Below are 23,798 nucleotides of genomic sequence, written 5' to 3' on the forward strand. Positions count from 1 at the left end.
GATCGTCAAGGAATCGAGCGAGGAGGCGCGATGCGGTCACACGGGTGGAGCGGGCAGCCGCCGGCCGATGCGTCAGAGGCGCGCCGCCGCATCCTCGACGCCACGCGTACGCGCTTGAGCTCGACCGGCACGACGAGCATCTCGGAGATCGCCGACCTCCTCGGCGTCACCCGGCAGACGGTCTATCGCCACTTCCCCACGACCGAGGACCTGCTCAACGCCGCCTCGCTGGACGCCGCCGGCGACCTGGAGAGGCAGCTCATCGCGCACGTCGTCAAGCACCTCGATGGTTCGGGCGACGGCGCCGAGGCGGCCGTCGAAGCCGTCGCGTACGTCTACGAGCACCTCCGCGACGACCCCGCGCTCAACCGGCTGCTGGCACCGGGCCAGATCAGCACGACGCTCGCCGGGCTGACAGCGCCCTCGTCGATCGCCCTCGGCGGCAAGCTGCTCGCCGGCCTCGGGGTCGACTGGTCGACGGGAGGCCTCGCCGAGGACGACCAGCTCGAGCTCGTCGAGCACCTGCTGCGCACGTTGCAGTCGCTCGTGCTCGACCCAGGCGACCCAGAACGTACTGGCGAGGAGCTCCGCGCCTATCTGCGACGCTGGGTCGCCCCAGCCCTGCGCGGCGGGACCGCCTAGCCGGCAGCGCTGCGGACTCGCCGAGTGAAGCTCAGCCCGGCTGTCGCCAGGAGCCCGGCCAGCACGATCTCGGCAACCACCAGGCCCGCATAGCCCGCCGCATCGTCGAGCTGACCGTCGTTCCCCGATGAGTTCGGGCTGGGAGCCCATTGGGTGGGACCGAAGAAGCTCGCGGTCGCATACCCCACGCCTGCGAGGACGACCAACCAGAAGACGACCCGGCCGGCCCCGAACCCGAGCTGCACCGCAAGCACCACCACCAGGGCGACCACCAGGACCGACGTCAACCGCATGAGTGGCAGGTGGTCGTTGAAGAATCGGCGCGGGTACGCCCCATGGCTGTTTCGCCGCGACCGCTCCAGGTCGGAGCAGAGGATGGCCAACCGGAGGATCAGCAGCACGCCAAGCCCCGCCACGGTGCCTCGCATCGCGGTACGTGAGCTGGTCATGCGGGTGGATCCTCCTTCGTGGGCGGGTGCGGTGGCCGCGTCAGCCACCTGTCCAGGGCATCGACGACCCATCCGAGAAGAAGTCCGAAGATCACCGGCTCAGCCTTCCAGCCCGCGAACGACTGACGTTGCGATCCGCAACTATCTCAGCAGATTCTTTTTTCCGGTCAAGCCCGTCGCATGTGATTGGGTGTCGGCATGACCCGGAACGAGAACGTGTTGCAGGCGGCGTTCGACCGCTACGCCGCGACGGTCGAGCAGATCGCAGCGAGCGGTGACTGGTCGGCGTTCGCGGACATGTTCACCGAGGACGCGACCTATTGCGAGCACGCATACGGCGACTTCACCTGTCGCGAGGAGATCCGGGCGTGGGTCGTTCGCACCATGACGGCATTCCCGGCCACCGAGATGATCGGCTTCCCAGCAGCGTGGGCCGTCGTCGACGCCCCGACCAACCGGGTCATCTGCGAGATCCGCAACATCATGCGCGACCCGGGCGACGGCTCGGTCCACGAGGCGTCCAACCTCACGATCCTGACGTTCGACGACGCAGGCAACCTGATCCGCGAGGAGGACGTCTACAACCCGCAGAAGTTCGCCGACATGACCCGCGAGTGGTGCCGGGTGGCCGCCACGCACGGCACCCTGAGCGATGCCGGGCACACGATGCTCGCCGCGCTCGGCGGCTGACTCAGTCCAGCGAGCCGGACACCGATCCGTCGCGGGCCCAACGCGGGACGATGAACAGGCCGGTCGCCTCGACCGCCGGCTCACCGTCGGCGGCTCCGAGGTGCGCGGTGACCGTGACCTTGCGATCGTCCTCGTTCGTCACTTGCGCCTGCATGCGTACGCGTCCGAGTGGCAGCGGCTTCAGGTAGCGAAGCGTCAGTGTGCCGGTGACGATGAGCCGGGTGTGGGCGGCGCTGGCGGTCTCGCCCATGAGGTGGTCGAGCAGCAGCGCCGACACCCCACCGTGCACACAGCCGGGTGGCCCTTCGTACGCCACGCCGAGGTCGACATCGGAGCGTACGGAGCCGTCGTCGGCCCACCGCAGGATCACCGGCGGGGCGATCGCATTGCGGACGCCGACGACGGCGTTGCCCCAGTTCCACGACCTGCCCTCGGTGTTGAACTGGATGCCGGCCGGCCCGGTCGAGGCATCCTCCGCGAGGACCTGCTCGGCCTGCCGGACCAGCTCACGAGCGGCGGCGACGCGATCGGCGCCCACGTTGGTACGGATCGCGACGTCGACCAGGTGGCGTACGTCCTGGGCCAGTCCGCCGTAGAGCGCCTCGGACGCCTCGACCTCGGCCGTGCTCATCTCGGACGGCACGAACGACATCGACGACAGCGTCATGCGCTGAGCCCCATCCGCGACGCGAGCTTGTCGAGATAGCCGAGCACCGCATCCTCCTCGAGGTCGGGCACACCCCAGATCAGCTCCGAGGCGCCAGCGGCGGCCCAGTCGGCGAAGTCCTCGCCGGTCGGCTTCTTGGCGACCAGGATCCGTACGTCGGGCTCGCCCTCGCGGCCGGCGTCGGTCCACTCCTTGCGGAGCAGATCGGCCTTGGCCGCCGTGTCGGTCTCGATCGGCGTGGTCATCCAGCCCTCGGCGTGCCGGGCGATCCACTTCATGGTCTTGGGGCCGCCGCCGGCACCGATGATCACCGGGATGCGACCCTGCGGCGGTTTCGGGTAGGCCCAGCTCGGCCCGAATGACACGAACTCCCCGTCGTACGACGCCTCCTCCTCGGTCCACAGCGCACGCATCGCCTCGAGGTACTCCTTGAGCACGGTGCGTCGCTTGTTGGCCGGGACGTGGTGGTCGGTGAGCTCGTCGGTGTTCCAGCCGAACCCGGCGCCGATCGTCAGCCGGCCGCCGGACAGGTGGTCGAGCGTCGCCAGCGTCTTGGCCAGCGTGATGGGGTCGGACTCGACCGGCAGGCACACCGCCGTCGACAGGCCGATCCGCTCGGTCACCGCGGCACATGTGGCCAGCGTCGTCCACGGATCCAGCGTGCGCATGTAGCGGTCGTCCGGCAGCTCCTCGCCGCCGGTCGGGTGCAGCGCCTCCCGCTTGACCGGGATGTGGGTGTGCTCGGGCACGTAGATCGTGTCGAACCCGCGCTCCTCCGCAGCCTGGGCGAGGGCGGCCGGCTTGATGCCGCGGTCAGACGTGAAGAGCACGATTCCGTTACGCATACCACCAATGTAGAACGTGTTCTACCATCATGTGGACGCTACTCCCGAGGAGCCTGCATGCCGGACGCCGAGCACGACGTACACGCCGAGACGAAGATGACCGTGCACGAGCGCGACATCGACGCACTCGCGGCGCCGATCGCGGAGTGGCTCGGGACGCTCCAGCTGACCGACAGCCCGGTGACCATCTCGAACCTGCACGCCCCGCAGGGCGCGGGGATGTCGAGCGTGACGCTGCTGTTCGACGCCGGCTCGCGGCCCCTCGTCGCACGCCTGCCACCCGACGACACCTCGTTCCCGGTGTTCCCGTCGTACGACATCGTGCAGCAGTTCGAGGTGATGGCCCTCGTCGCCGAGCACAGCGACGTGCCGGTGCCGCCGATCGTCGGCGTGGAGTCGACGGGCGACGTGATCGGCGCACCGTTCGGCGTCATGGAGGCGGTTGCGGGCCGCACGCCGACCGACAACCCGCCGTACGTCTTCGGTGGCTGGCTGTACGACGCGACGCCGGCAGAGCGCCGCGACCTGCAGGACGGGACCGTCACCGTGCTGGCCGGCATCCACGGCATCGCCGACGCGCCCACGGTGTTCTCGACTCTTGCGAAGAACGGCGACTCGCTCCGGGCACACGTCGACGCGCAACGTGCGTACTACGAGTGGACTCGGTCGACCGACGGACTGCGGATCCCGGTCATCGAGCAGGCGTTTGAGTGGCTCGAAGCCCACTGGCCGGATGACACCGAGCCGTGCGTCCTGAGCTGGGGCGACTCCCGGCCGGGCAACATCATCTACGACGAGTTCACGCCGGTCGCGGTGCTCGACTGGGAGATGGCCGCGATCGCACCGCGCGAGGTCGACCTCGCGTGGGTCGTGTTCCTGCACCGCTTCTTCCAGGACATCGCGACGGTCTTCGAGATGCCGGGCATCCCGGACTTCTGCCGTCGCGACGACGTCGTGGCCACGTACGAGGCACTCAGCGGCCACACGGTGCGCGACTTCGACTGGTATCTCGTCTATGCGGCACTACGCCATGCCGTCGTGATGAGCCAGGTCAAGCGCCGGATGATCCACTTCGGCGAGGAGCAGCAGCCCGACGACCCTGACGACTACGTCATGCACTCGTCGGCGCTCAAGCAGCTCCTGGACGGGACGTACTCGTGGGACTGACACCCGGCGAGCTCGACGAGTTCCCGATCCACCAGGCGCCGCTGCCCATGGCCCGCGCGGCCAGCAGCGACCGCAACTTCTACGACCGCTGCTACCTCAACGCGCACGACAACGCCGGCGAAGTGTTCGTGATCGCCGGTCTCGGCACGTACCCCAACCTCGGCGTGCGCGACGCGTTCGCGACCGTGCGCGTGAAGGATCGGCAGTTCTCCCTGCGGCTGTCGGACGCTCTCGACGCGAGGTCGCTGGAGCAGCAGGTCGGTCCGATGCGCATCGAGGTGGTCGACCCGCTCAAGGAGCTGCGGCTGACCTGCGACCACGAGCACGTGGGCCTCGATCTGACCTGGACCGGGGCGTTCCCGGCCGTGCTGGAGCAGCGCCACCTCATGCTCGACGCCAACGACCGGCCGACCCTCGACGCCCAGCGCTTCGCCCAGCTCGGCACCTGGTCCGGCACCCTGCAGGTCGACGGCACGACGTACGAGGTGACGGACTGGTCCGGCACGCGCGACCGGTCCTGGGGGATCCGGCCGGTGGGCGACGCGGAGCCGCCGGGGCGCTCCGCCGACCAGCCGCTTGACGGGTTCTGGTGGCTCTACGCTCCCCTGCGCTTCGACGACTTCGCCGTGATCGTCATCGTCCAGGAGTCGCCCGACGGCTTCCGTACGCTCAACGACGCCGTGCGGGTGTTCCCCGACGGCCGGGTCGAGCAGCTGGGCTGGCCCCGCATCGAGATCGACTACGAGTCCGGGACGCGCATGCCCGTCGGTGCCCGCCTGCACCTGACGACGCCGCAGGGCGACCCGCTGTTGATCGAGGTCGAGCCGCTGTCGTTCGTCGCACTCCACGTCGGCTGCGGCTACGGCGGCGACCCCGACTGGACCCATGGCGTCTGGAAGGGCAAGGACTGGGCGGACACCTCGACGTACGACCTCACCGATCCGGACATCGTCGGGCGCGTCCCGTGGGGCGTGATCGACCACTCTGCCCGCGCGACGTGCAACGGGCAGGTCGGCTGGGGGCTCTTCGAGCACGCCAGCCTCGGCCGCCACGACCCGACCGGGTTCGCCGACTGGATGGCGGTGGCGCCGTGAAGGACCTGACCGGCAAGGTCGTCGTCATCACCGGCGGCGGACGCGGGATCGGCGCAGCAGCGGCGAAGCTGATCGCCGGCGTCGGCGCGATCGTGGCGATCTGCGACCTCGACGAGGCCACCGTGAAGCAGACCGGCGAGGCGCTCGGCGTGTTCGCCCGGGTGGTCGACGTGACGGATCGCGCGGCGTTCAAGCGGTTCCTCGACGAGGTCGAGGCCGAGCTCGGCCCGATCGACGTGCTGGTCAACAACGCGGGCATCATGCCGCTCAACCGGATCGAGGACGAGACGGACCGGGCGACCCACGACATCATCGGGCTCAACCTCATGGCGGTGATCTATGCCACCAAGGAGATGGTGACGCGCATGAAGGCGCGCGGCACCGGCGGCCAGATCGTCAACGTCTCGAGTGCGGCCGGCCGCATCCCGATCGCGGGCGCGTCGACGTACGTCGCGAGCAAGCACGGCGTCAGCGGGTTCTCCAACTCCCTGCACATCGAGTTCAAGGCCGATCGCACGCCGATCGCCATCAGCGTCGTCCATCCGGCGATGGTGCACACCGAGCTCGCAGCTGGCTTCAAGGCCAACAAGGGCCCGGCCAAGCCGGTCACGCCCGAGGCCGTCGCCGAGGGGATCCTGTCGGCGATCCGCAAGCCACGCCCCAACATCTACGTGCCCAAGAGCCTCGGCACCTCCGTGCGTACCGGCGGACTCATCCCGAGGCGTACCGGCGAGTGGCTCAACAAGGTGCTCGGCGGCGAGCGTGCCGCGCTCGACGCGCTCGACGACCCAGACCGCAAGACGTACGAAGCACGCGCCGCCCGGAGCACTCCGGCCGCCGACAAGGAGTTCCACGAATGACCCTGCCCGCATCCATCACCAAGGACCTGCTGACGACGCTGACCGGGCTCGTCACCGCCACCGGCGGGACGTACGACCTGGTCGAGGTCTACACCGGCGAGGTCATCACGGCGCTGCCGCAGTCGACGCCCGACGACGTGGCGCGCGCGTTCGCCGAGTCGCGCGAGGCTCAGCGAGCCTGGGCCGCCCTGCCGCTCGCCCAGCGGCTCGACGTCATGAAGCGGTTCCACGCGTTGCTCCTCGACGGCTACGAGACCGTCGTCGACCTGATGCAGGCCGAGACCGGCAAGGCCCGCCGCATGTCGTTCGAGGAGGTCTGCGACGTCTGGATGACGACGAGCCACTACCTCAAGGTCGCCAAGCGGGTGCTTGGCGAGAAGAAGCGCGGCGGCGTTGTGCCCGTCGCGTCGGTCTCGAAGGAGGTGCGGGTGCCCAAGGGCGTCGTCGGGATCATCTCGCCGTGGAACTTCCCGCTCGCCACGAGCCTCTCCGACGCCATGCCCGCGCTCATCGCCGGCAACGGCGTCGTGCTCAAGCCGGACAACAAGAGCACCCTGTGCGTCGCCGAGTGCGTACGGCTGCTCCATGAAGCGGGGCTGCCGAAGGGGCTGTTCCAGATCGTCTGCGGCGACGGGCCCGACGTCGGCCCGGTCCTGATCGACCACGCCGACTTCGTGATGTTCACCGGCAGCACCGCGACCGGCCGGTTCGTCGGAGCACGTGCCGGCCAGAACCTCATCGACTGCACCCTGGAGCTCGGCGGCAAGAACCCCCTGATCGTCCTCGAGGACGCCAACCTCGACGACACCGTGGCCGGCGCCGCGTTCGGCACGTTCCTCAACGCGGGCCAGGCGTGCATGCACATCGAGCGGATCTACGTGCCGCGCGCGATGCAGGCGGAGTTCACCCGTCGGTTCGTCGAGGCAGCGGCCGCGATCACGGTCGGAGCGTCGTACGACTTCGGGCCGACGATGGGCTCGCTGGTGTCGGTCGACCAGATGAACCGGGTGTCGGCGCACGTCGAGGACGCCCGCGCGAAGGGCGCCACCGTGCTGACCGGCGGCAAGGCCCGCCCCGACCTCGGCCCCGCGTTCTACGAGCCCACGGTCCTCACGGACGTCACGCCCGACATGCTGCACGCCCGCGAGGAGACGTTCGGCCCCGTCGTGACGATCCACGGCTACGACACCGTCGACGAGGTCGTCGCGCTGGCCAACGACACCGACTACGGGCTCAACGCGAGCATCTGGGGCGGCGACCTCAAGGCCGCCGAGCGCATCGGCCGACGCATCGAGTCGGGCAACATCAACGTCAACGACCCGCTCGCCTGCTCGTACGCCAGCAAGGCGACACCGTCCGGTGGGTTCAAGAACTCCGGGGTCGGAGCGCGTCACGGCGACGCCGGACTGCTGAAGTACACCGACGTGCAGCACGTCGCGGTGCTCAAGAAGCAGGTACTCGGCGCCCCGGCCGACAAGCCGTACGAGGACCACGTGTCGACCGCGCTCAAGACGATGCGGTTCATGCGCAGGACCCGGCTGCGCTGATGGTCAACGACGTCTTCGAGCCGGCGCAGCTCGGACCGGTGCAGCTGCGCAACCGTACGGTCAAGGCGGCGACGTTCGAGGGGCGAACGCCCGACGGTCTGGTCACCGACGAGCTGATCGAGTATCACCTGGCCCCGGCTCGCGGCGGCGTCGGACTGACGACGGTCGCCTATCTCGCGATCGCGCCCGAGGGGCGTACGCAGAAGGAGGTCATCGTCGTCAACGCCGAGTCGGCGCCCGGCCTGGCGCGGCTCACCGAGGCGATCCACGAGACCGGGGCCAAGGTCGCCGGTCAGCTCGGTCACGCTGGGCCGGTCGCCAACGGCCGCTCGAACGGCGTGCACGCGCTCGCCGCCTCGCGAATGCCGTCACCGCTCAGCATGCAGATGATCCACTCCGCGACCGCTACTGACATCGCCCGCATCACCCGCGACTACGTGCGTACGGCGCGGATCATGGTCGACGCCGGGTTCGACGTGCTCGAGATCCACATGGCGCACGGCTACCTGCTCAGCTCGTTCCTCGCGCCCGGGCAGAATCGTCGCAAGGACGGCTGGGGTGGCTCGCTGGAGCAGCGTTCGCGCTTCGCCCGCGACGTGGCGCGAGTCGTGCGCGAGGAGGTCGGCGATGCCGTCGCGGTCACGGCCAAGATCGGCATGACCGAGGGATCGCCCAAGGGCCTCTCGATGCCGGAGAGCCTGGAGTTCGCGCAGATGCTGGAGGCCGACGGCCACCTCGACGCGCTCGAGCTCAGCGCCGGCAGCTCGCTGCTCAACCCGATGTACCTGTTCCGTGGCGACGTCCCGCTCAAGGAGTTCGCCGCCAACATGCCGCCGCTCGTACGTCTGGGGCTCCGGACACCGGTCGGCAAGGCGTTCTTCAAGGCGTACCCGTTCGAGGAGGCCTACCTGCGCGACAAGGCATTGGCCTTCCGCGCCGGCCTCTCGATGCCGCTCATCATGCTCGGCGGCATCAACGACAAGGCCACGATGGACCGCGCGATGGCCGAGGGCTTCGAGTTCGTCGCGATGGGTCGCGCGCTGCTCCGTGAGCCCGACCTGGTCAACCGCATGCAGGCCGGTGAGACGACTCAGGGCATATGCATCCACTGCAACCAGTGCATGCCGACGATCTACAGCGGCACCCGCTGCACGGTCGTGGAGCAGCTCCAACCGTCCTGACCTGCGACGATCAGAACAGTGCGGACAACACGGACTGACCGGCCTTGCCGAACAGCAGGCCACCGGTGCCACCCGTGCCACCAGCCCCGGTCGAGCCGCCGGAGCCGATCAGCCAGCCGGCCGCGCCGCCCTTGCCCGGACCGCTGACGGATCCGCCGTTGCCGATCAGACCGGCGTTGCCACCCGTGCCACCCGTGCCGGCTGTGCCTCCGGCACCGATCAGTCCGGCGTTGCCGCCCGTGCCACCCACGCCGCCAGCGCCTCCCGAGCCACCGGTGCCTGCGATGATCCCTCCGGAGCCGCCAGTGCCGCCCTTGCCTGCTGTGCCGCCGTTGCCGATCAGACCGGCGTTGCCACCCGTGCCACCAGCACCCGCCGACCCACCGTTGCCGATCAACAGGCCGCCGTTGCCGCCCGTGCCACCAGCACCCGACGACCCACCGTTGCCGATCAGCAGGCCGCCGTTGCCGCCCGTGCCTCCGGCACCAGCCGGGGTGGCGGGTCCGACCAGCAGCTTGAGCAGCCCGGCGAGCGGGTTCGGCTTCGCCGGTTTCGCGGTGGGGGTGACCACCGGCTCAGCGGACGCGGGGACGGAGGTCACCCAGCCCGTCGCCAGCATCAGGACCACCACGGACAGAACTCTCGCCAGCACCTTCATCGCACGTCCCATCGACTCATGCGGAGCATCCCCTGCTCACACCTCGCCGAAAATAGCCGGGAGCCGGACAGCCTGTCAATGACCGATTGACGTACGCGCTCGGTGTCCGGCCGGTCGAGCCAAGCGCGCGTTGAGTCGCCGCGAGGAGGTCGCGGTCCGCAAGGCTCGCCACACCGGGCTCAGCTGGGCCGAGATCGGAACCCTCCTCGGAGTGACCCGACAGACGATCCACCGCAAGTACCGCGAGGTGGTGGGCTGACCTGCTCCGCACTGAGCTTTGACTTCAAGTACTTGAAGTTCCTACCGTTGCAGGAGTGAGTCATCAAACCGCCCGCCGGACGTACACGATCAAGGAAGCAGCCGCGCTGACCGGACTGCCGGCGAGCACGCTGCGCTACTACGAGACCATCGGCGTGATCGCGCCGATCAGCCGCGGGGCGAGCAGCAAGCACCGCGTGTACGCCGAGGACGACCTCGACCAGCTGATGTGGATCGCGTGCCTCGCGGCGACCGGGATGTCGGTCAGCGACATGCGCCAGTACATCGCCAACGGTCACCAAGGTCCGGACGCCGCGGCCGGCCAGATCGAGCTGTTGTCGAACCAGGCAGAACGGCTCGCAGCAGAGGCCGAGCACCTCGCCGTACGGCAACGCTACGTCGGTCTCAAGATCGACTACTGGCGCGCGGTCGAGGCCGGCGACACCGAGCGTGCCGCGCTCATCAGCGACGAGGCCGGCAAGCTCGCCGACGCCCTCCGGCGCGCCAAGAACTGACCCACACCCAGCACGTCGCCCAATCGGCGCGCTGAAAACCCACGAGTTCCATCACCCCAAGGAGATCCATCCATGCAGGTCAACGCCTACGCCGCCCCCGAGGCCGGCGCCCCCCTCGCCCTCACCACGATCGACCGGCGAGCCGTCGGAGAGAACGACGTCCTCATCGCCATCGAGTACGCCGGAATCTGCCACTCCGACATCCACACCGTCAACGGCGACTGGGGCCCGCAGCCCTTCCCCGTCGTCCCGGGCCACGAGATCGTCGGCACCGTCGCAGAGGTCGGCTCCGGGGTGACCAACCACCAGGTCGGCGACCGCGTCGGCGTCGGCTGCATGGTCAACGCGTGCCGCGAGTGCGTCAACTGCCTGCGGGGCGACGAGCAGTACTGCACCAACGGGATGGTCGGCACGTACGCCATGACCGACCGTGACGGCACCACGACGCAGGGCGGCTACTCCACCCACGTCGTCGTGGACGCCAACTTCGTGCTCTCGATCCCCGAGGGCCTCGACCCGGCCGCAGCAGCGCCGCTACTCTGCGCGGGCATCACGACGTACACCCCGCTCAAGCACTGGAACGCGGGCCCCGGCACCAAGGTCGCAGTCGTCGGGCTCGGCGGGCTCGGCCACATGGCGGTCAAGATCGCGCACGCCCTCGGGGCTGAGGTCACCGTGCTCTCGCAGTCGTTGAAGAAGCAGGAGGACGGCCTCCGTCTGGGCGCCGACCACTACTACGCCACGTCCGACCCCGACACGTTCGCCGTCCTCGCCAGCCGGTTCGACCTGATCGTCAACACCGTCAGCGCGGCGATCGACGTCAACGCCTACCTCGGCCTGCTCGCCGTCGACGGCACGCTGGTCAACGTCGGCGCTCCCCCGACGCCGTTCCAGGTCGATGCCATGTCACTCATCGGCGCCCGCCGTTCGTTCGCCGGCTCCATGATCGGCGGCATCGCGGCGACCCAGGAGATGCTGGACTTCTGCGCAGAGCACGGCATCGCGTCCGAGATCGAGGTCATCGCCGCGGAGCAGATCAACGAGGCGTACGAGCGAGTGCTCGCCTCCGACGTGCGCTACCGCTTCGTCATCGACGCCAGCACCCTGAGCTGATCGTCAGCGCCCTGGCCGGGTGCCCAGCTCGGCCAGGGTCGCGTTCAAATCGAGCGGTGCACAATGGCGGCCATGAGAGCCTGGGGAACGGCGATCTTCTACGACGACATCGCTGCGGACATCGCCCATGCCGTCGCCCCTGCTCCTGTTTACTGATCCCGTGGCTTTGCAACGCTTCGGCATGGCGCCCGTGGCCAGTGGCGGACGCGTGGCGTACGCCCTGACCGGCAGCGGCCCCCACCTCCTGGTGGCACCAGGATGGCTCAGCCACCTCGAGCTGGGGTGGGCAATCCCCGCCGAGCGGATGTTCCACGAGGCGCTGTCATCGGGACGCACGCTGGTCCGCTACGACCGCCCCGGCTGCGGGCTCTCGGACGCGTACGACGGTCCCCGCACGATGGAACTCGAGCTCGAGACGATCGCCGCCGTGACAGAGGCGATCGGCGCCACGACGTTCGACTTCCTGGGGTTCTCGCTGGGCGCTCCCGTCGCTGCACAATGGGCCGCCGACCGACCGGAGACCGTTTCCAAGCTCGTGCTGTACGGCGGTTGGGCGGCCGGGGAGTCGATCGGCGACGAGGACAGCAAGCGGCTCATCCTCGACCTGTTGGCAACCCATTGGGGCCTCGGATCCGACCTCCTGACCAACCTGTTCGCACCCGACGCGGACGCCGGCACCCGCGAGGGCACCGCCAGCTATCAACGCGCTGCCTCCTCGGCCGGGACCGCCGTCGAGTTGTTGACGCTGGCGTACGAGCTCGACGTACGTCCGGCCCTCTCCCACGTCGAAGCGCCCACGTTGGTGCTGCACCGGACCGGCGACCGGGCCGCGCCGATCGCGGGCGGACGCGAGCTGGCCGCCGCCATACCGAACGCCGAGTTCGTGGAGCTCGAGGGACGTTCGCACCTCCCCGCGATCGGCGACTCGCAAGCCGTGGTCGACGAAGTGCGGCGGTTCCTCGGTCTCTCCGCGTTGCGCCGGAGTGTGCCGACGGGGCTCACCGCGCGACAGTCCGAGGTCGCGGCGCTCGTCGCCGAGGGGCTCACGAACCGCGAGCTGGCCGACCGCCTCCACATCACCGAGCGGTCGGCGGAGTCCCACCTGGAGCGCATACGGCTGCGACTCGGATTCCGGTCGCGTGCTCAGGTCGCCGCCTGGTACGTGGCAACCAACCCGACCAAGTGAGGTAGTTCCACGGCTGTGCCCGGCCCGGATCGTCGAAAGCATGGACGTCATGAGCCACCGCACACTGATCCCTGCCCGCACGCTGACGGCCCTCGCCGCCGCCCTCCTCTCCCTCATCGTCCTGACCGGATGTAGCGGCAGCAGCGGCGGCAGCGATGGCGGAAGCAAGCACGAAGCCGCCGCGAAGGGATACACCTCCGCGAAGGATGTCGGGGACGCCCTGAACTGCAAACACACGCTCGACAACATGAAGGTCTCCGGCGCCACCGACTCTCTCCTGTGCCCGTACGCGGGCGACAACGTGGTCGTGTCGTGGTTCAGCTCGGCCGCCCTGGCGAAGTCGTTCCAGCACCGCGCACCACAACCGACGGTCTATGTCTACGGCTCGAACTGGGCCGTGGGGTGCTTCAACAATTCCGCGTGCGAGTCGGCGCACCAGGTGCTCGGCGGGAAGCTGGGCACCGCATGACGCGCCGCCCCGCGTACCTGCTGTTCTCTGCCGTCGGCTGGCTCGGATTCAACGCGATCACGGTGTGGACCATCGCGTTCCTGGCCGACGTGGCGCTTCCGCGCACCGTTGACGGCCCGTCCCGTATGACGACCGCCTGGGCGATCATCGTGGACGGCGCGCTGCTCGCCCTGTTCGCAGTGCAGCACTCCGTGATGGCGCGCCGCTCGGTCAAGGCGCGGCTGAGCCGCTGGATCCCGGCCGAGCTCGAGCGCACAACGTACGTGCTGGCCACGAACGCCTGCCTGGCGCTGCAGCTCGCGCTGTGGCAGCCGTGGGGCGGGGAGATCTGGCACGCCGATGGCCCGGTCGCCGCCGCGCTCTGGGTGCTGTGCGGCGCAGGCTGGCTCCTCGCGATCGCATCGACGTTCGCGGTCGATCACCTCGAGCTCGTGGGCCTGCGGCAGACCGGCTGGGCCAAGCCTCGCGTCTCGGCTGACGGACTCCAGATCAGCGGCCTGCACGCCGTAGTCCGTCACCCGTTGATGACCGGGCTGCTGCTCGCGTTCTGGGCCACACCCCACATGGGTGCATCGCACCTGATGTTCGCCATCGCCACGACCGGCTACATCGCCATCGGGATCCGGTTCGAGGAGCGCGACCTCCGGCGCACGTTCGGCACGTCGTACGAGGAGTACGCCTCCCACGTGCCCTCCCTCGTCCCTGGCTTGCGGTCATGACGATCTGGCACACCGAGCCCTCATTGGAGCTCGCGAACACGTACAGCGCCGACAGCGTGATCGGACATCTCGGGATCGAGCTCACCGAGGTGGGCCCGGAGCACGTGACGGCGTGGATGCCGGTCGACGCGCGCACGCTGCAGCCCGCCGGGGTTCTGCACGGCGGCGCTTCTGTCGTGCTCGCCGAGACGCTCGCGAGCTGGGCAGCCACGTTCGTTGTCGACCCGGACCTGGCCTATTGCGTCGGCATGGAGATCAATGCCAACCACCTGCGACCCGTCATGGCTGGAACGGTGACCGGAGTTGCCCGCCCGGTCGCCCTCGGCCGCCGGTCGCAGGTCTGGGAGATCAGAATCACCGATGAGGCCGGCAAGCTGGTGTGCATCTCCCGCTGCACGATGGCGGTCATCCAGCGCTGACGCGCTCCGCGGGTGTCGTGCGGCGCCTGGAGGCGACGAGTGCCGCGAACACGGCGGCCGCGCCGAGGAAACAGCCGATCGTGTAGAGGCCGCTGCCGATCGGGGTGCCGTCGCTGGTGATGCCGTTCTCGGCGTCGAGGAACTCCGGGAGCGCCGTCAGCCAGAGCACCGCCATGACGACCAGGTAGAGCGCCGGATAGATCCGGGCGAACGGCGTCATCGACTCCGCACCTGCCCCGCTGCGGAGATGGCTGACGATGATCCACACGCCGGCGAGCCAGATCAACCCGAGCTCGATGCCGAGGACCCAGGCCTGGGCGGTGACGTTGGGGGTGTCGCCGCCGAAGATGCTGGACGGGATGCCGAACAGGCTCATCGCTGGTGGCGCCAGGACACCGGCGAGCACGATGCGCCAGGTCAGCGACCAGCCGCGGCGTGGCTCGCCACCCTCGCGCGCACCGCAGAGGCGTACGACGAGCCAGGTCATCACGCCGAACGAGACCGACGCGAACAGCACCATGCTGTTCATCGGCACCGACGCGAGCGCAGGGTGGTTGACGTCCTGGTTGGCGTCGTTCCACGCCCACCACTTCAGCTGCGGCCCGAGCTGGTCGAAGACTTCGTAGAACACCTGGCAGACGAACGCCACGGCGACGGACCCGACAAGCGCGCCGCGACGGAAGACTCCGAGCACCCGCACCAGCTCGTACGAGAGCTGGGTCAGCGCCGGGTAGATCGCGATGATGTAGAGCGGCAGGCGGTCCCACATGAACTGCACCGTGAAGATGTTGTGGGCGAAGATGAATCCGAACTGCTTGTCGAGGCCGAACCACTCGGGGAAGTAGAGCGGCGGCTCGGTGACGAACAGATAGACCAGCGGCGCGAACCACAGCGCGAGGTTGATCGGGTCGCCCTCACGGAACCGACGCACGGCGTGCACGAGCGCGAAGACCGCACCTCCGATGATCAGCAGCTCGAGGACCGGCATCGTCCAGCTGGCCAGGTCGAACGGGTTGTGCACCGAGACGACCGGACTGCCGTCGTGGCAGTCGAAGCCCAGCTGCCGGGTGACCTGCTCGGCGGCGTCGTCGCACGTGGCGCTCATGCCACGACGCCTTCACGCTGCTCCGCGCCGGGCGTCCAGTCGGTGCCCGGAGGCTCGAGCTGGGAGTCGAAGCCGTACGGGAAGGTGAGCCGGCCGAGCTTGGCCCGAACCTTGAAGCGCAGCATCGCCCACAGCACCTTGGGGTTGCGCATCATCGCGCCGATCGACTCGTCGAGGTTGAACACGCGGGCGAAGTGCTCGTCGACGACGGGATACTCCCGCGAGGCACCCGTGATGAGGTTGAACATCGGCCAGGTCATCGCCGCGAGGAGCTTGCGCTGCCACGCCGGTACGGTCTCGGTGCCTGTGGCGCACTCGTAGCCCCGGTCGCGAGCCATCGCCATGCCCCAGGCGACCTTGAGGTTCTTGCGCTGCGCAGCCAGCAGCCGCTTCGCGAAGGTCTGGTCCACCGCGCTCGCCGACGCCAAGGCATCACGCAGGAGCACTGCGGACATCGCGGCGGCACTCATGCCCTGGCCGTAGAACGGGTTGAAGCCGCAGATCGCGTCGCCGACGAACGCGATGCCCTCGGGTGGACTCGGGAGCAGGTCGTAGCGCCGCCACTTGTTGCCCGTCGACCGGGTCAGGTGCACCTCGGAGGTCGGCGTCGAAGCAGCCATTGCGGCGGCGAACTGGGGGGTCCGCAGACGCTCGGCCGACGCGGTGAAGTCCTCGACCGTGCGCGGCATGTCGATGCCCCACGACCCCATGCAGGCGATCGAGCGGTTGCCCTCCATCGGGAAGAAGTTGACGAGGAACTCGTGCTCGGGCGGGTGCTCACCCTTGTCCTGCGTCGGCATGATCACCATGTGCTGCCACCACCAGCTCGGCGAACGCTCCTCCGCCGACGGCAGGTCGTACCACCGCGACACGTACGTCACCTTGGCGTCCAGCGTCTTGACCGGCACCTCCGGCCATCCCGCGGCGACGAGCCAGTCGGCGACCGACGAGCCGCGGCCCATGGCATCGACGACGAGGTCGGCGGCGACCTGCTCGTCGCCGTCGGCCGCGCTGAACCGTACGCCCGTGACGCGGCCCTCGGCGGTGTCGATGCCGTTGACCGACGTGCCCTCGCGGATCGTGACGTTGGGCAGCTGCCGCACGTGGTCGCGCAGCACCCGCTCGATCAGGATGCGCGAGCCGTAGACCATGTTGAGCGCGCCCTGCTTGCGTGGCGTCCAGCCGGGTCCTTCGAGGTATGCGGTGTCCATCGACGCCGTCAGGTGCAGACCGCCGGCGGCGACGAGATCCTCCTCGAAACCCGGGAACAGCGCGTTGACCGCACGACGCCCGGAGTTGAGCAGGAAGTGCGGGTGCTTGCTCTGCGGCACACCGCGGCGATGCTGGGCATCGGCGGGCAGGTCATCGCGCTCGAGGACGACGACGCGGTCGAAGTACGGTGCCACGGCTCCCGCAGCGCACAGGCCGGCGACGCTGCCGCCCATCACGACGGCCGTACGTCCGAGGGTCACTCCGGTCCCTCACCTGCGGTGCGGTAACGGCCGCGGTGGAAGAGCAGCGGCTTCTCGCCGTCGCCGTGACCGAGGTCCTCGACCCGGCCGATGACGAGGTAGTGGTCGCCGGCTTCGTGCACGTCCTGCACGACGCAGTCGACCCAGCCGACGATGCCGCCGAGTCGCGGCATGCCGGAGTCGGTGGGCGCCCAGTCGACACCGGCGAACTTGTCGTCGGCCTGCGACGCGAAGGCGTTCGAGACCTCGGCCTGCTCGGCGGCGAGGAAGTTGACGCAGAACCGCCGGGTCTTGCGGATCGCGGCGAACGCCCGCGAGGTCTTCATCGGCAGGAACGCGACGAGCGGCGGATCGAGCGAGACGCTCGTGAACGACTGGCAGGTCATGCCGACGGGAGCATCACCCATCAGCGTCGTCACGACCGTGACACCGCTGGCGTACTGGCCGAGCACGTCGCGATACGTACGAGCAGCAGCCTGCGCCGCCTCACCGTCGATGTGGACGACCTCGCCGGGCCGCCACGCGAACATCTCGTCGTGGCCGCCGAGGTAGGAGTCGATCAGCTCCCGGGACGGCCAGGACACCGCGGCGTCCGGGCTCATGCCCTCAGGCAGGTCCGCGTCCGTCATCGAGTCCACCGCCGTTCCACCTAGCCGGACTGACCGAAGGCGTGGCCCCAGTAGGACACCGCGGTCGACTCGCGAGCGACCCAGCGCTCGTCGTTGACCGTCAGGCCCTCGCAGCCGAACTCGATGTCGAAGCCGGCGGGCGACTTGACGTAGAACGACACCATCTCGTCGTTCATGTGCCGGCCGAGCGTCGCCGAGAGCGGCGCCTTGTGCTTGCGTACGCGCTCGAGGGCACGGCCGACGTCGTCGAGCTTCTCGACCTCGAGCATGAGGTGGACGCAGCGACTGGGATTGGGCATGGGCAGGAACGCCAGGGAGTGGTGCCGCGGGTTGACGCCAAGGAAGCGCAGCCAGACTTTGGAGCCCGGCTCCTTGCCGACGAACTCGCCGGGCATCGACATCGAGTCGCGCAGCCGGAAGCCCAGCACGTCGCGATAGAAGCGCAGTGCCTCGACGTCGTCGTCGACGGGGATCACGACGTGGCCCATGCCCTGCTCGCCGGTGACGAACTTCGCCGCGTACGGGGTGACGACGGGTCGCGACTCGTAGGTGATGCCGTGGAACAGCTCGAAGACGTTGTCGAACGGGTCGGCGAAGCGGATCAGCTCCTGGACCCGGCGCTCGGCCAGCTCCTCGGCGGTGCCTTCGGTGAAGTCGACGCCGGCCTTGGTCAGGTGCTCACGGGCACCCTGCAGCGCGTCATGGTCGGCGAGCTCCCAGCCGACACAGTCGAGCCGGTCCTCGTCGGACGGGAAGACCACGAGCCGGGCGGAGACCTCGTCGATGCGGAAGTAGAGGTTGCCGTCGGTCGTCCCGCGGCCCTCGGCGAGGCCCAGCACCTTGGAGCCGAAGTGCCGCCACGCATCGAGGTCGGTGGATGCGACCCGGGCATAGCCCATCGAGCGGATGTCGATCATGGCGCCTCCTGCCTATAAGACCCACGATGTGCAGAAGGCGCCATCGGGTGCTGATTGTTCGCTCGCTGGCGCTCGCTCATGTGCGGTTCCTTTCGACGTGCTGGGCGAGGTAGGCCGTGCAGACCTGGCGGAACTCCTCGGCCACCTCGATCTGTGCCCAGTGCCCGCAGTTGGGAAACACGTGCAGCGACGCCTTGGGGATCATCTTGAGCGCGACGAACGCCCCGTCGAGCGGGTTGACCCGGTCCTCGCGGCCCCAGGTCAGCAGCGTCGGCCGCTTCATCAGGTGGGCGTCACGCCAGATGAGCCCGTCCTCGTACGAGTCGGGGTTCCAGAACGACATGCCCATCGACAGCATCGCCTCCTGGGCACCCGGCGCCGTGGCGTCGGCGAGCCGCTCGGCGACCAGCTCGTCGGTGACGAGGTCCTGGTTGACGACCATGGTGGAGATGAACGCGCGCATCGACTCGGCGGTGGGCGCGGCGCCGAACTCCATGAGCCGTTTGACCCCCTCGGTCGGATCCGCGTGGAACAGGCTGAGGTTGAGCCCGCCAGGGCCCATGAGCACGAGCCGGCCGACGCGCTCGGGATAAAGCAGCGCGAACCGTGCCGCGGTGCCACCGCCCAGGCTGTTGCCGAGCAGGTGGATGCGCTCGATGCCGAGCTCGTCGAGGAGGTCCTTGACCGCCTCGGCCGCGAACCGGAAGTAGTTGCCGACGACCGGGGGCTTGTCGCTCTGGCCGAAGCCGGGCTGGTCGATCAGCAGCGTACGGAAGTCAGTGGCGAAGCCGGGCAGCGCCGAGCCGAAGTTGGACCACGCCGAGGCGCCGGGACCGCCGCCGTGCAGCATGACGAGCGGCAGCCCGCCACCAAGGTCGGTGGGCTCACCGGCCTCGTAGTAGTTGAGGGTCAGGTCGCCGGCCTTGGCGGACCGCCGAGTCGACTCGCGATCAAGGCCAGCCATCAGTACATTCCCGGGTCGACCTTGTGACCGAACTCCGCCATGCCGTACATCTGCAGCGCGCGCTCGGGATCGTTCGCGGCGTGGACGCGGCCGGCGTGCGCATCGCGCCAGGCCCGCTGGAGGTACGTACCCTGGGCCAGCGCGCGGCCGCCCGAGGCCTCGAAGAGGTCGTCGATCGCGTCGATCGCGCGCTGGGTGCCGAGCACCTGGTCGCGGCGAACCTTGAGGCGCAGCGAGATCGGGATCTTCTCGCCCTTGGCGACCAGCGCCTGCTCCTCGCGGATGTTGGACATGCACAGCGCCCACGCGGCGTCGATCTCGCTGGACGCACGCGCCACGCGTACGGCGGCGAACGGATCCGACGACGCCTTCTCACCCGCGTACGCGGCGCGCACGCGGTTCTGCTGCATCTCGACGTGCTCCGCGTACGCTCCGCGAGCGATGCCGACGATCGGCGCCGTGATGGTCGTGGTGAACAGGGAGTGGAACGGCAGCTTGTAGAGGTCGCCGGGGTTCTGCTCCTGGCCGGGGCCGAGGCAGCGGCCGGTGTCGCCCATCGACAACGTGAACTCGTCGGGGACGAACGTCTCCTCGACCACGATGTCGTTGGAGCCCGTGCCGGAGAGGCCGACGACGTTCCAGACGTCGACGACCTCGTACTTCTCGCGGGGCACGAGGAATGTCTTGAAGTCGATGATCTGGCCCTCGGCGTTGGAGACCAGGCCTCCGAGCAGCACCCAGGTGGCGTGCGCCGAGCCCGAGGAGAAGCTCCAGCGACCCTGCAACAGGTAGCCGCCGTCGGTGACGGTCGCCTTGCCGGTCGGGGCGTACGACGAGCTCAGGCGTGTCGAGGTGTCCTCGCCCCAGACCGCCTGCTGCGCGTCGTCGTGGAACAACGCGATCTGCCACGGGTGGACGCCGAGCACCGAGGAGATCCAGCCGGTCGAGCCGCACGCCGAGGCGATGAGGCTGACCGCGGTGTAGAAGTCGATGGGATCGCTCTCGAGACCGTCGAAGCGCTTGGGCTGCAGCAGCCGGAAGAACCCGGTCTCCTCCAGCTCCTTGACCGATGCGTCGGGCACTTGCCGCAAGCGCTCGGTCTCGTCCGCGCGCTCGCGGAACGCCGGGAGAAGGTCGCGTACGGCGTCCAGCACAGCCTGGGTCATCACAGCTCCTTGGGAGTTCGATCTGGTCCCAATACTAGAACACGTTCTAGTGCTACGTCCATCGCAGCGCGCACGGACCGGATGTCTGGAACGCTGGCGAACTGGAACGTGTTCTAGGTACGGTCTCCGGCATGACCACAACGCAAGCCAGCAGGACCGAGTCGATGGTGCGCGTCACCGTGGCGTACGTCGTGGCGATCGGCGCCGGCGCGGCTTGGTTCGCCTGGGGTCCGGAGACCGACTGGTTGTGGCTCGACGGGCTGATCGCCGACCTCATCGCGACGCTCGTGATCTTCGGTGCGAGCCGGATGCACCACAACTCCAGCTTCTACGACGCGTACTGGAGCGTCATCCCGCCGCTCCTGATGCTCGCGTGGTGGATCGAGTCCGGCACGCCGGCCGACGACGCACGGAGCTGGGTCGTGATGGCGGTGATCCTGCTCTGGGCGGTGCGGCTCACGGTCAACTGGGTCCAGACGTTCCCCGGCCTGCACCACGAGGACTGGCGCTATCCCATGGTGCGCGAACGTGCGGGCAGGGCCGAGGCCGTGGTCGACCTCATGGGCATCCACGTGTTCCCCACGCTGCAGGTGTTCCTCGGGACGCTGCCGGCGTACGTCGTGGTCACGCGTCCGGGTCGCGACCTCGGCTGGGTCGATGCGATCGCGGTCGTCGTGGGGGTGGGCGCTGTGCTCATCGAGCTCACGGCGGACATCCAAATGCACCGGTTCATCCGCACGCGCGAGCCAGGTCAGGTGATGGACCAAGGTCTCTGGGCGTGGTCGCGGCATCCCAACTACTTCGGCGAGGTGAGCTTCTGGGTCTCGCTGGCCATCTTCGGCATGGCCGCTGACCCGGATGCGTGGTGGGTGTTCGCCGGCGCTGCGTGCATGTATGCGATGTTCCAGCTCGCCAGCATCCCGATGATGGAGCAGCGCAGCCTGGAGCGCCGTCCGGCGTACGCCTCGGTGGTCGCGCGGGTCCCGCGCTTCGTGCCGCGTCCTCCGCGCCGCGTCCGTGGCGACGCATGACGCGACCACGGGTCGTCATCGCCGGGCTCGGCGACAGCGGGCTCCTCACCGCGATCCACCTCTCGCGCCATGCCGACGTGGTCGGCATCTCGACGCGGCCTGGTCTGGTCAGCGGCAAGGAGCTCGGCACCCGGCTGACCCAGCCGGACGAGTGGGCGCGGGACAACTGGATCGCGTTCGACCGCTATCGCCGTCTCGATCGCGTACGTACCGCTCACGGCACGCTGACCGGAGTCGACCTGTCCGGCCGCTGCGTCCAGGGTGTGGGCGCTGACGGATCAGCGTTCGAGGAGTCGTACGACGTGCTGGTGATCTCGACCGGGGTGACGAACGGGTTCTGGCGGCCTCCGGGTCTGCTGTCCGCCGACGCGGTCGCCGGCGCCTTGGCGGCGGACCACGCGAGGCTCGCAGGTGCTGCGTCGATCGCCGTGGTCGGCGGCGGGCCGGCGGCGGTCAGCAGTGCGCTCAACGCGGCGGTGACCTGGCCAGACGCGCAGGTCGATCTGTTCTTCCCGGGCGATCGCCCCCTTCCCCGCTACCACCCGAGGGCGGCCCGTACGTTGCTGCGGCGGCTCATCGAGCTCGGCGTCGGCGTGCACCCGGGACACCGCGCGGTCGTGCCGGACGGGTTCGACTGCGACCAGATCACCGACGAGCCCGTCACCTGGAGCACCGGCCAGTCGCCGCACACGGCCGACGCGGTCCTGTGGACGATCGGCCGGGTGCGGCCGAACACGTCGTGGCTGCCTGCTGAGCTGCTCGACGAGGACGGCTTCGTGGTCGTCGAGCCGAGCTTGCGCGTCCCAGGGCATGCCGGGGTGTTCGCGGTCGGCGACGTCGCGGCCACCGATCCGCTGCGCACCTCGGCCCGCAACCGCGCCGACAAGCTGCTCGCGCGCAACATCCGGGCCTCGCTCAAGGGCGGGCGCCTGCGCGACTACAAACCTCGTCGCGAGCAGTGGGGGTCGGTCGTCGGGGTCCAGCCGAACGGCCTCGAGGTGTTCGCGCCCAACGGTCGGGCGTACCGGTTCCCGGCCTGGACGATCCGCGGGCTGCTGCAAGGCCTGATCGTCCGTCGCGGCATGTACCGCGGAGTACGGGACTGAGGCTCAGTCGCAGCGGCCCCGTCAGAGGCGGTGACCTAGGTCGAACCCGAGCCCTCCAGGTTCGACCAGACTCACCGCCGCAACCCGGGACATGCCCGAACCCTGCGAGACTGACGCGTATGTCCGCCACCGATGACCGTGCCACTGCCTTCCTTGCCCTGCATCAGCCCGGCGCCGGCTTCGTGCTGCCGAATGCGTGGGACGGCGGGTCGGCCCGGATCCTCGAGCAGGTCGGGTTCGAGGCGATCGCCACCACCAGCGCCGGCATCGCGTTCAGCCTCGGCCGCGCCGACGCGCACATGGAGGGCGCCGAGATGCTCGACTGCATCGCCGCGATCGTCGAGGCCGTCGACTGCCCCGTGACCGCGGATCTGGAGTCCGGCTACGGCGACACCGCCGAGGACGTCGCCGACACCGTCGCCCAAGCCGTCGGCGTGGGCGTGGTCGGCTGCAACCTCGAGGACGCGATCCAGCCCGGCGAGCTCATCCCAGTCGCAGCCGGCCGCGAACGCGTCGAGGCGGCACGCAGCAGCGCCCCGCACGGCACGTTCGTGCTCAACGCGCGCACCGACACCTACATGGCCGGTCACCCCGATGCGTTCGCCGAGACGATCCGGCGCGCTGAGCAGTACGTGGCTGCCGGCGCCGACTGCATCTTCGTGCCCGGCGTCAGCGACGCCGACGAGATCCGCCGGCTGACCGCTGAGATCGACGCGCCCGTGAACGTCGTGGCGGGCCTGGTCGAGCCGGTTCTCGACGCGACGACCCTCCGCGAGCTCGGCGTCGCCAGGATCAGCATCGGCGGCACGCTGACCCGCGCCGCGCTGACCCTCGTCGAGAAGGCCGGCCGGGAGATGCTCGAGCACGGGACGTTCAGCTTCGCCGACGGCGCCATCTCGTACGGCGAGTTCCAGCAGCGCTTCAGCTGA

27 protein-coding genes are annotated in these 23,798 nt (G+C 69.2%); 17 read left to right on the top strand and 10 right to left on the bottom strand.

Features of this window, described 5'->3' with window-relative positions:
* Positions 1 to 30 precede the first annotated feature (30 nt).
* Positions 31 to 642, top strand: a complete 612-nt coding sequence (locus tag ASC61_RS05880; RefSeq protein ID WP_056210417.1) for a TetR/AcrR family transcriptional regulator — start codon at positions 31 to 33, stop codon at positions 640 to 642.
* Here the strand turns inward: ASC61_RS05880 and ASC61_RS05885 are convergent.
* Positions 639 to 1,091 (bottom strand): hypothetical protein, encoded by a 453-nt coding sequence (locus tag ASC61_RS05885; protein ID WP_157439392.1) that lies wholly within the window; start codon positions 1,089 to 1,091, stop codon positions 639 to 641. The genes ASC61_RS05880 and ASC61_RS05885 overlap by 4 nt on opposite strands.
* A gap of 198 nt (positions 1,092 to 1,289) precedes the next feature.
* Here ASC61_RS05885 and ASC61_RS05890 point away from each other — a divergent pair, with 198 nt between their 5' ends.
* Positions 1,290 to 1,781: a nuclear transport factor 2 family protein gene (locus ASC61_RS05890; protein WP_056210419.1), complete on the top strand. Its 492-nt coding sequence runs from the start codon at positions 1,290 to 1,292 to the stop codon at positions 1,779 to 1,781.
* Between the two features lies 1 nt (position 1,782).
* On the opposite strand, the gene ASC61_RS05895 is transcribed toward ASC61_RS05890, so the two are convergent.
* Both ASC61_RS05895 and ASC61_RS05900 read right to left on the bottom strand, forming a co-directional pair.
* On the bottom strand, positions 1,783 to 2,448 hold the full coding sequence (locus ASC61_RS05895) for a PaaI family thioesterase (protein WP_056210420.1): 666 nt from the start codon (positions 2,446 to 2,448) through the stop codon (positions 1,783 to 1,785).
* Positions 2,445 to 3,293 (bottom strand): LLM class F420-dependent oxidoreductase, encoded by an 849-nt coding sequence (locus tag ASC61_RS05900; RefSeq protein ID WP_056210421.1) that lies wholly within the window; start codon positions 3,291 to 3,293, stop codon positions 2,445 to 2,447. Before ASC61_RS05900 ends, ASC61_RS05895 begins: the two co-directional genes overlap by 4 nt.
* Before the next feature lie 57 nt (positions 3,294 to 3,350).
* Here ASC61_RS05900 and ASC61_RS05905 point away from each other — a divergent pair, with 57 nt between their 5' ends.
* From ASC61_RS05905 to ASC61_RS05925, 5 genes are read left to right on the top strand one after another with little or no spacing between them, the layout of a single operon-like run.
* A complete protein-coding gene (locus tag ASC61_RS05905) occupies positions 3,351 to 4,460 on the top strand; it encodes a phosphotransferase family protein (protein WP_056210422.1) in 1,110 nt (369 codons plus the stop codon).
* Complete coding sequence (locus ASC61_RS05910) at positions 4,451 to 5,554, top strand: DUF7064 domain-containing protein (protein WP_235503495.1); 1,104 nt, start codon at positions 4,451 to 4,453, stop codon at positions 5,552 to 5,554. Before ASC61_RS05905 ends, ASC61_RS05910 begins: the two co-directional genes overlap by 10 nt.
* A complete protein-coding gene (locus ASC61_RS05915; protein ID WP_056210423.1) occupies positions 5,551 to 6,414 on the top strand; it encodes an SDR family NAD(P)-dependent oxidoreductase in 864 nt (287 codons plus the stop codon). Before ASC61_RS05910 ends, ASC61_RS05915 begins: the two co-directional genes overlap by 4 nt.
* Complete coding sequence (locus ASC61_RS05920; RefSeq protein ID WP_056210424.1) at positions 6,411 to 7,961, top strand: succinic semialdehyde dehydrogenase; 1,551 nt, start codon at positions 6,411 to 6,413, stop codon at positions 7,959 to 7,961. The genes ASC61_RS05915 and ASC61_RS05920 overlap by 4 nt, the downstream gene beginning before the upstream one ends.
* Positions 7,961 to 9,142 carry an oxidoreductase gene (locus ASC61_RS05925; RefSeq protein ID WP_056210425.1) on the top strand — a complete coding sequence of 394 codons (1,182 nt, stop codon included), beginning with the start codon at positions 7,961 to 7,963 and terminating at the stop codon, positions 9,140 to 9,142. Before ASC61_RS05920 ends, ASC61_RS05925 begins: the two co-directional genes overlap by 1 nt.
* 10 nt (positions 9,143 to 9,152) lie before the next feature.
* Here the strand turns inward: ASC61_RS05925 and ASC61_RS19665 are convergent, their stop codons facing one another.
* Positions 9,153 to 9,812 (bottom strand): hypothetical protein, encoded by a 660-nt coding sequence (locus tag ASC61_RS19665; RefSeq protein ID WP_157439393.1) that lies wholly within the window; start codon positions 9,810 to 9,812, stop codon positions 9,153 to 9,155.
* A gap of 118 nt (positions 9,813 to 9,930) precedes the next feature.
* On the opposite strand from ASC61_RS19665, the gene ASC61_RS20365 reads away from it, so the two are divergent.
* From ASC61_RS20365 to ASC61_RS05965, 7 genes are all read left to right on the top strand, one after another.
* Positions 9,931 to 10,059, top strand: a complete 129-nt coding sequence (locus ASC61_RS20365) for a helix-turn-helix domain-containing protein (protein WP_268750606.1) — start codon at positions 9,931 to 9,933, stop codon at positions 10,057 to 10,059.
* 55 nt (positions 10,060 to 10,114) lie between these two features.
* Positions 10,115 to 10,573: a MerR family transcriptional regulator gene (locus tag ASC61_RS05940; protein ID WP_056210427.1), complete on the top strand. Its 459-nt coding sequence runs from the start codon at positions 10,115 to 10,117 to the stop codon at positions 10,571 to 10,573.
* Positions 10,574 to 10,645: 72 nt separating this feature from the next.
* Positions 10,646 to 11,686, top strand: coding sequence for an NAD(P)-dependent alcohol dehydrogenase (locus ASC61_RS05945; RefSeq protein WP_056210428.1), 1,041 nt, complete (start codon positions 10,646 to 10,648; stop codon positions 11,684 to 11,686).
* Positions 11,687 to 11,846: 160 nt separating this feature from the next.
* A complete protein-coding gene (locus tag ASC61_RS05950) occupies positions 11,847 to 12,872 on the top strand; it encodes an alpha/beta fold hydrolase (protein WP_235503496.1) in 1,026 nt (341 codons plus the stop codon).
* 49 nt (positions 12,873 to 12,921) lie between these two features.
* The gene (locus tag ASC61_RS05955; RefSeq protein ID WP_157439394.1) at positions 12,922 to 13,341 is read left to right on the top strand and encodes a hypothetical protein; all 420 of its coding nucleotides are present in this window, start codon (positions 12,922 to 12,924) and stop codon (positions 13,339 to 13,341) included.
* Positions 13,338 to 14,060 (top strand): methyltransferase family protein, encoded by a 723-nt coding sequence (locus ASC61_RS05960; protein WP_056210431.1) that lies wholly within the window; start codon positions 13,338 to 13,340, stop codon positions 14,058 to 14,060. The genes ASC61_RS05955 and ASC61_RS05960 overlap by 4 nt, the downstream gene beginning before the upstream one ends.
* Positions 14,057 to 14,479: a hotdog fold thioesterase gene (locus tag ASC61_RS05965; protein ID WP_056210432.1), complete on the top strand. Its 423-nt coding sequence runs from the start codon at positions 14,057 to 14,059 to the stop codon at positions 14,477 to 14,479. Before ASC61_RS05960 ends, ASC61_RS05965 begins: the two co-directional genes overlap by 4 nt.
* Here the strand turns inward: ASC61_RS05965 and ASC61_RS05970 are convergent.
* The 6 genes from ASC61_RS05970 to hsaA form a co-directional block, all read right to left on the bottom strand.
* Positions 14,466 to 15,584 (bottom strand): hypothetical protein, encoded by a 1,119-nt coding sequence (locus tag ASC61_RS05970; protein ID WP_056210433.1) that lies wholly within the window; start codon positions 15,582 to 15,584, stop codon positions 14,466 to 14,468. The genes ASC61_RS05965 and ASC61_RS05970 overlap by 14 nt on opposite strands.
* Positions 15,581 to 17,056: an FAD-dependent oxidoreductase gene (locus ASC61_RS05975; RefSeq protein WP_056210434.1), complete on the bottom strand. Its 1,476-nt coding sequence runs from the start codon at positions 17,054 to 17,056 to the stop codon at positions 15,581 to 15,583. Before ASC61_RS05975 ends, ASC61_RS05970 begins: the two co-directional genes overlap by 4 nt.
* The gene (locus ASC61_RS05980; protein WP_235503497.1) at positions 17,053 to 17,685 is read right to left on the bottom strand and encodes a flavin reductase family protein; all 633 of its coding nucleotides are present in this window, start codon (positions 17,683 to 17,685) and stop codon (positions 17,053 to 17,055) included. Before ASC61_RS05980 ends, ASC61_RS05975 begins: the two co-directional genes overlap by 4 nt.
* A 20-nt stretch (positions 17,686 to 17,705) precedes the next feature.
* Positions 17,706 to 18,602: an iron-dependent extradiol dioxygenase HsaC gene (gene hsaC / locus ASC61_RS05985; RefSeq protein WP_056210435.1), complete on the bottom strand. Its 897-nt coding sequence runs from the start codon at positions 18,600 to 18,602 to the stop codon at positions 17,706 to 17,708.
* A gap of 76 nt (positions 18,603 to 18,678) precedes the next feature.
* Positions 18,679 to 19,566 (bottom strand): 4,5:9,10-diseco-3-hydroxy-5,9,17-trioxoandrosta-1(10),2-diene-4-oate hydrolase, encoded by an 888-nt coding sequence (gene hsaD, locus ASC61_RS05990; protein WP_056210436.1) that lies wholly within the window; start codon positions 19,564 to 19,566, stop codon positions 18,679 to 18,681.
* Positions 19,566 to 20,732 carry a 3-hydroxy-9,10-secoandrosta-1,3,5(10)-triene-9,17-dione monooxygenase oxygenase subunit gene (gene hsaA / locus ASC61_RS05995; RefSeq protein ID WP_056210437.1) on the bottom strand — a complete coding sequence of 389 codons (1,167 nt, stop codon included), beginning with the start codon at positions 20,730 to 20,732 and terminating at the stop codon, positions 19,566 to 19,568. Before hsaA ends, hsaD begins: the two co-directional genes overlap by 1 nt.
* Before the next feature lie 131 nt (positions 20,733 to 20,863).
* Between hsaA and ASC61_RS06000 the strand changes: the two genes are divergently transcribed.
* The 3 genes from ASC61_RS06000 (at position 20,864) to ASC61_RS06010 (ending at position 23,798) form a co-directional block, all read left to right on the top strand.
* On the top strand, positions 20,864 to 21,763 hold the full coding sequence (locus tag ASC61_RS06000; protein WP_056210438.1) for a DUF1295 domain-containing protein: 900 nt from the start codon (positions 20,864 to 20,866) through the stop codon (positions 21,761 to 21,763).
* Positions 21,760 to 22,869, top strand: a complete 1,110-nt coding sequence (locus ASC61_RS06005) for an NAD(P)/FAD-dependent oxidoreductase (protein ID WP_056210439.1) — start codon at positions 21,760 to 21,762, stop codon at positions 22,867 to 22,869. The genes ASC61_RS06000 and ASC61_RS06005 overlap by 4 nt, the downstream gene beginning before the upstream one ends.
* Before the next feature lie 119 nt (positions 22,870 to 22,988).
* Positions 22,989 to 23,798, top strand: coding sequence for an isocitrate lyase/PEP mutase family protein (locus tag ASC61_RS06010; protein ID WP_082530490.1), 810 nt, complete (start codon positions 22,989 to 22,991; stop codon positions 23,796 to 23,798).

This window comes from Aeromicrobium sp. Root344, assembly GCF_001425755.1.
Classification (GTDB): Bacteria; Actinomycetota; Actinomycetes; order Propionibacteriales; family Nocardioidaceae; genus Aeromicrobium.

Coding starts and splice junctions, on each gene's coding strand:
- hsaC (WP_056210435.1), bottom strand. CDS start 18,602: ATGATCGACATCCGCTCGATGGGCTATGCCCGGGTCGCATCCACCGAC.
- ASC61_RS05955 (WP_157439394.1), top strand. CDS start 12,922: ATGAGCCACCGCACACTGATCCCTGCCCGCACGCTGACGGCCCTCGCC.
- ASC61_RS06000 (WP_056210438.1), top strand. CDS start 20,864: ATGACCACAACGCAAGCCAGCAGGACCGAGTCGATGGTGCGCGTCACC.
- ASC61_RS05880 (WP_056210417.1), top strand. CDS start 31: ATGCGGTCACACGGGTGGAGCGGGCAGCCGCCGGCCGATGCGTCAGAG.
- ASC61_RS05945 (WP_056210428.1), top strand. CDS start 10,646: ATGCAGGTCAACGCCTACGCCGCCCCCGAGGCCGGCGCCCCCCTCGCC.
- ASC61_RS05925 (WP_056210425.1), top strand. CDS start 7,961: ATGGTCAACGACGTCTTCGAGCCGGCGCAGCTCGGACCGGTGCAGCTG.
- hsaA (WP_056210437.1), bottom strand. CDS start 20,732: ATGACCCAGGCTGTGCTGGACGCCGTACGCGACCTTCTCCCGGCGTTC.
- ASC61_RS05900 (WP_056210421.1), bottom strand. CDS start 3,293: ATGCGTAACGGAATCGTGCTCTTCACGTCTGACCGCGGCATCAAGCCG.
- ASC61_RS06010 (WP_082530490.1), top strand. CDS start 22,989: ATGTCCGCCACCGATGACCGTGCCACTGCCTTCCTTGCCCTGCATCAG.
- ASC61_RS05890 (WP_056210419.1), top strand. CDS start 1,290: ATGACCCGGAACGAGAACGTGTTGCAGGCGGCGTTCGACCGCTACGCC.
- ASC61_RS05960 (WP_056210431.1), top strand. CDS start 13,338: ATGACGCGCCGCCCCGCGTACCTGCTGTTCTCTGCCGTCGGCTGGCTC.
- ASC61_RS05980 (WP_235503497.1), bottom strand. CDS start 17,685: ATGACGGACGCGGACCTGCCTGAGGGCATGAGCCCGGACGCCGCGGTG.
- ASC61_RS05970 (WP_056210433.1), bottom strand. CDS start 15,584: ATGAGCGCCACGTGCGACGACGCCGCCGAGCAGGTCACCCGGCAGCTG.
- ASC61_RS05920 (WP_056210424.1), top strand. CDS start 6,411: ATGACCCTGCCCGCATCCATCACCAAGGACCTGCTGACGACGCTGACC.
- ASC61_RS05905 (WP_056210422.1), top strand. CDS start 3,351: ATGCCGGACGCCGAGCACGACGTACACGCCGAGACGAAGATGACCGTG.
- ASC61_RS05895 (WP_056210420.1), bottom strand. CDS start 2,448: ATGACGCTGTCGTCGATGTCGTTCGTGCCGTCCGAGATGAGCACGGCC.
- ASC61_RS19665 (WP_157439393.1), bottom strand. CDS start 9,812: ATGGGACGTGCGATGAAGGTGCTGGCGAGAGTTCTGTCCGTGGTGGTC.
- ASC61_RS05965 (WP_056210432.1), top strand. CDS start 14,057: ATGACGATCTGGCACACCGAGCCCTCATTGGAGCTCGCGAACACGTAC.
- ASC61_RS05885 (WP_157439392.1), bottom strand. CDS start 1,091: ATGACCAGCTCACGTACCGCGATGCGAGGCACCGTGGCGGGGCTTGGC.
- hsaD (WP_056210436.1), bottom strand. CDS start 19,566: ATGGCTGGCCTTGATCGCGAGTCGACTCGGCGGTCCGCCAAGGCCGGC.
- ASC61_RS06005 (WP_056210439.1), top strand. CDS start 21,760: ATGACGCGACCACGGGTCGTCATCGCCGGGCTCGGCGACAGCGGGCTC.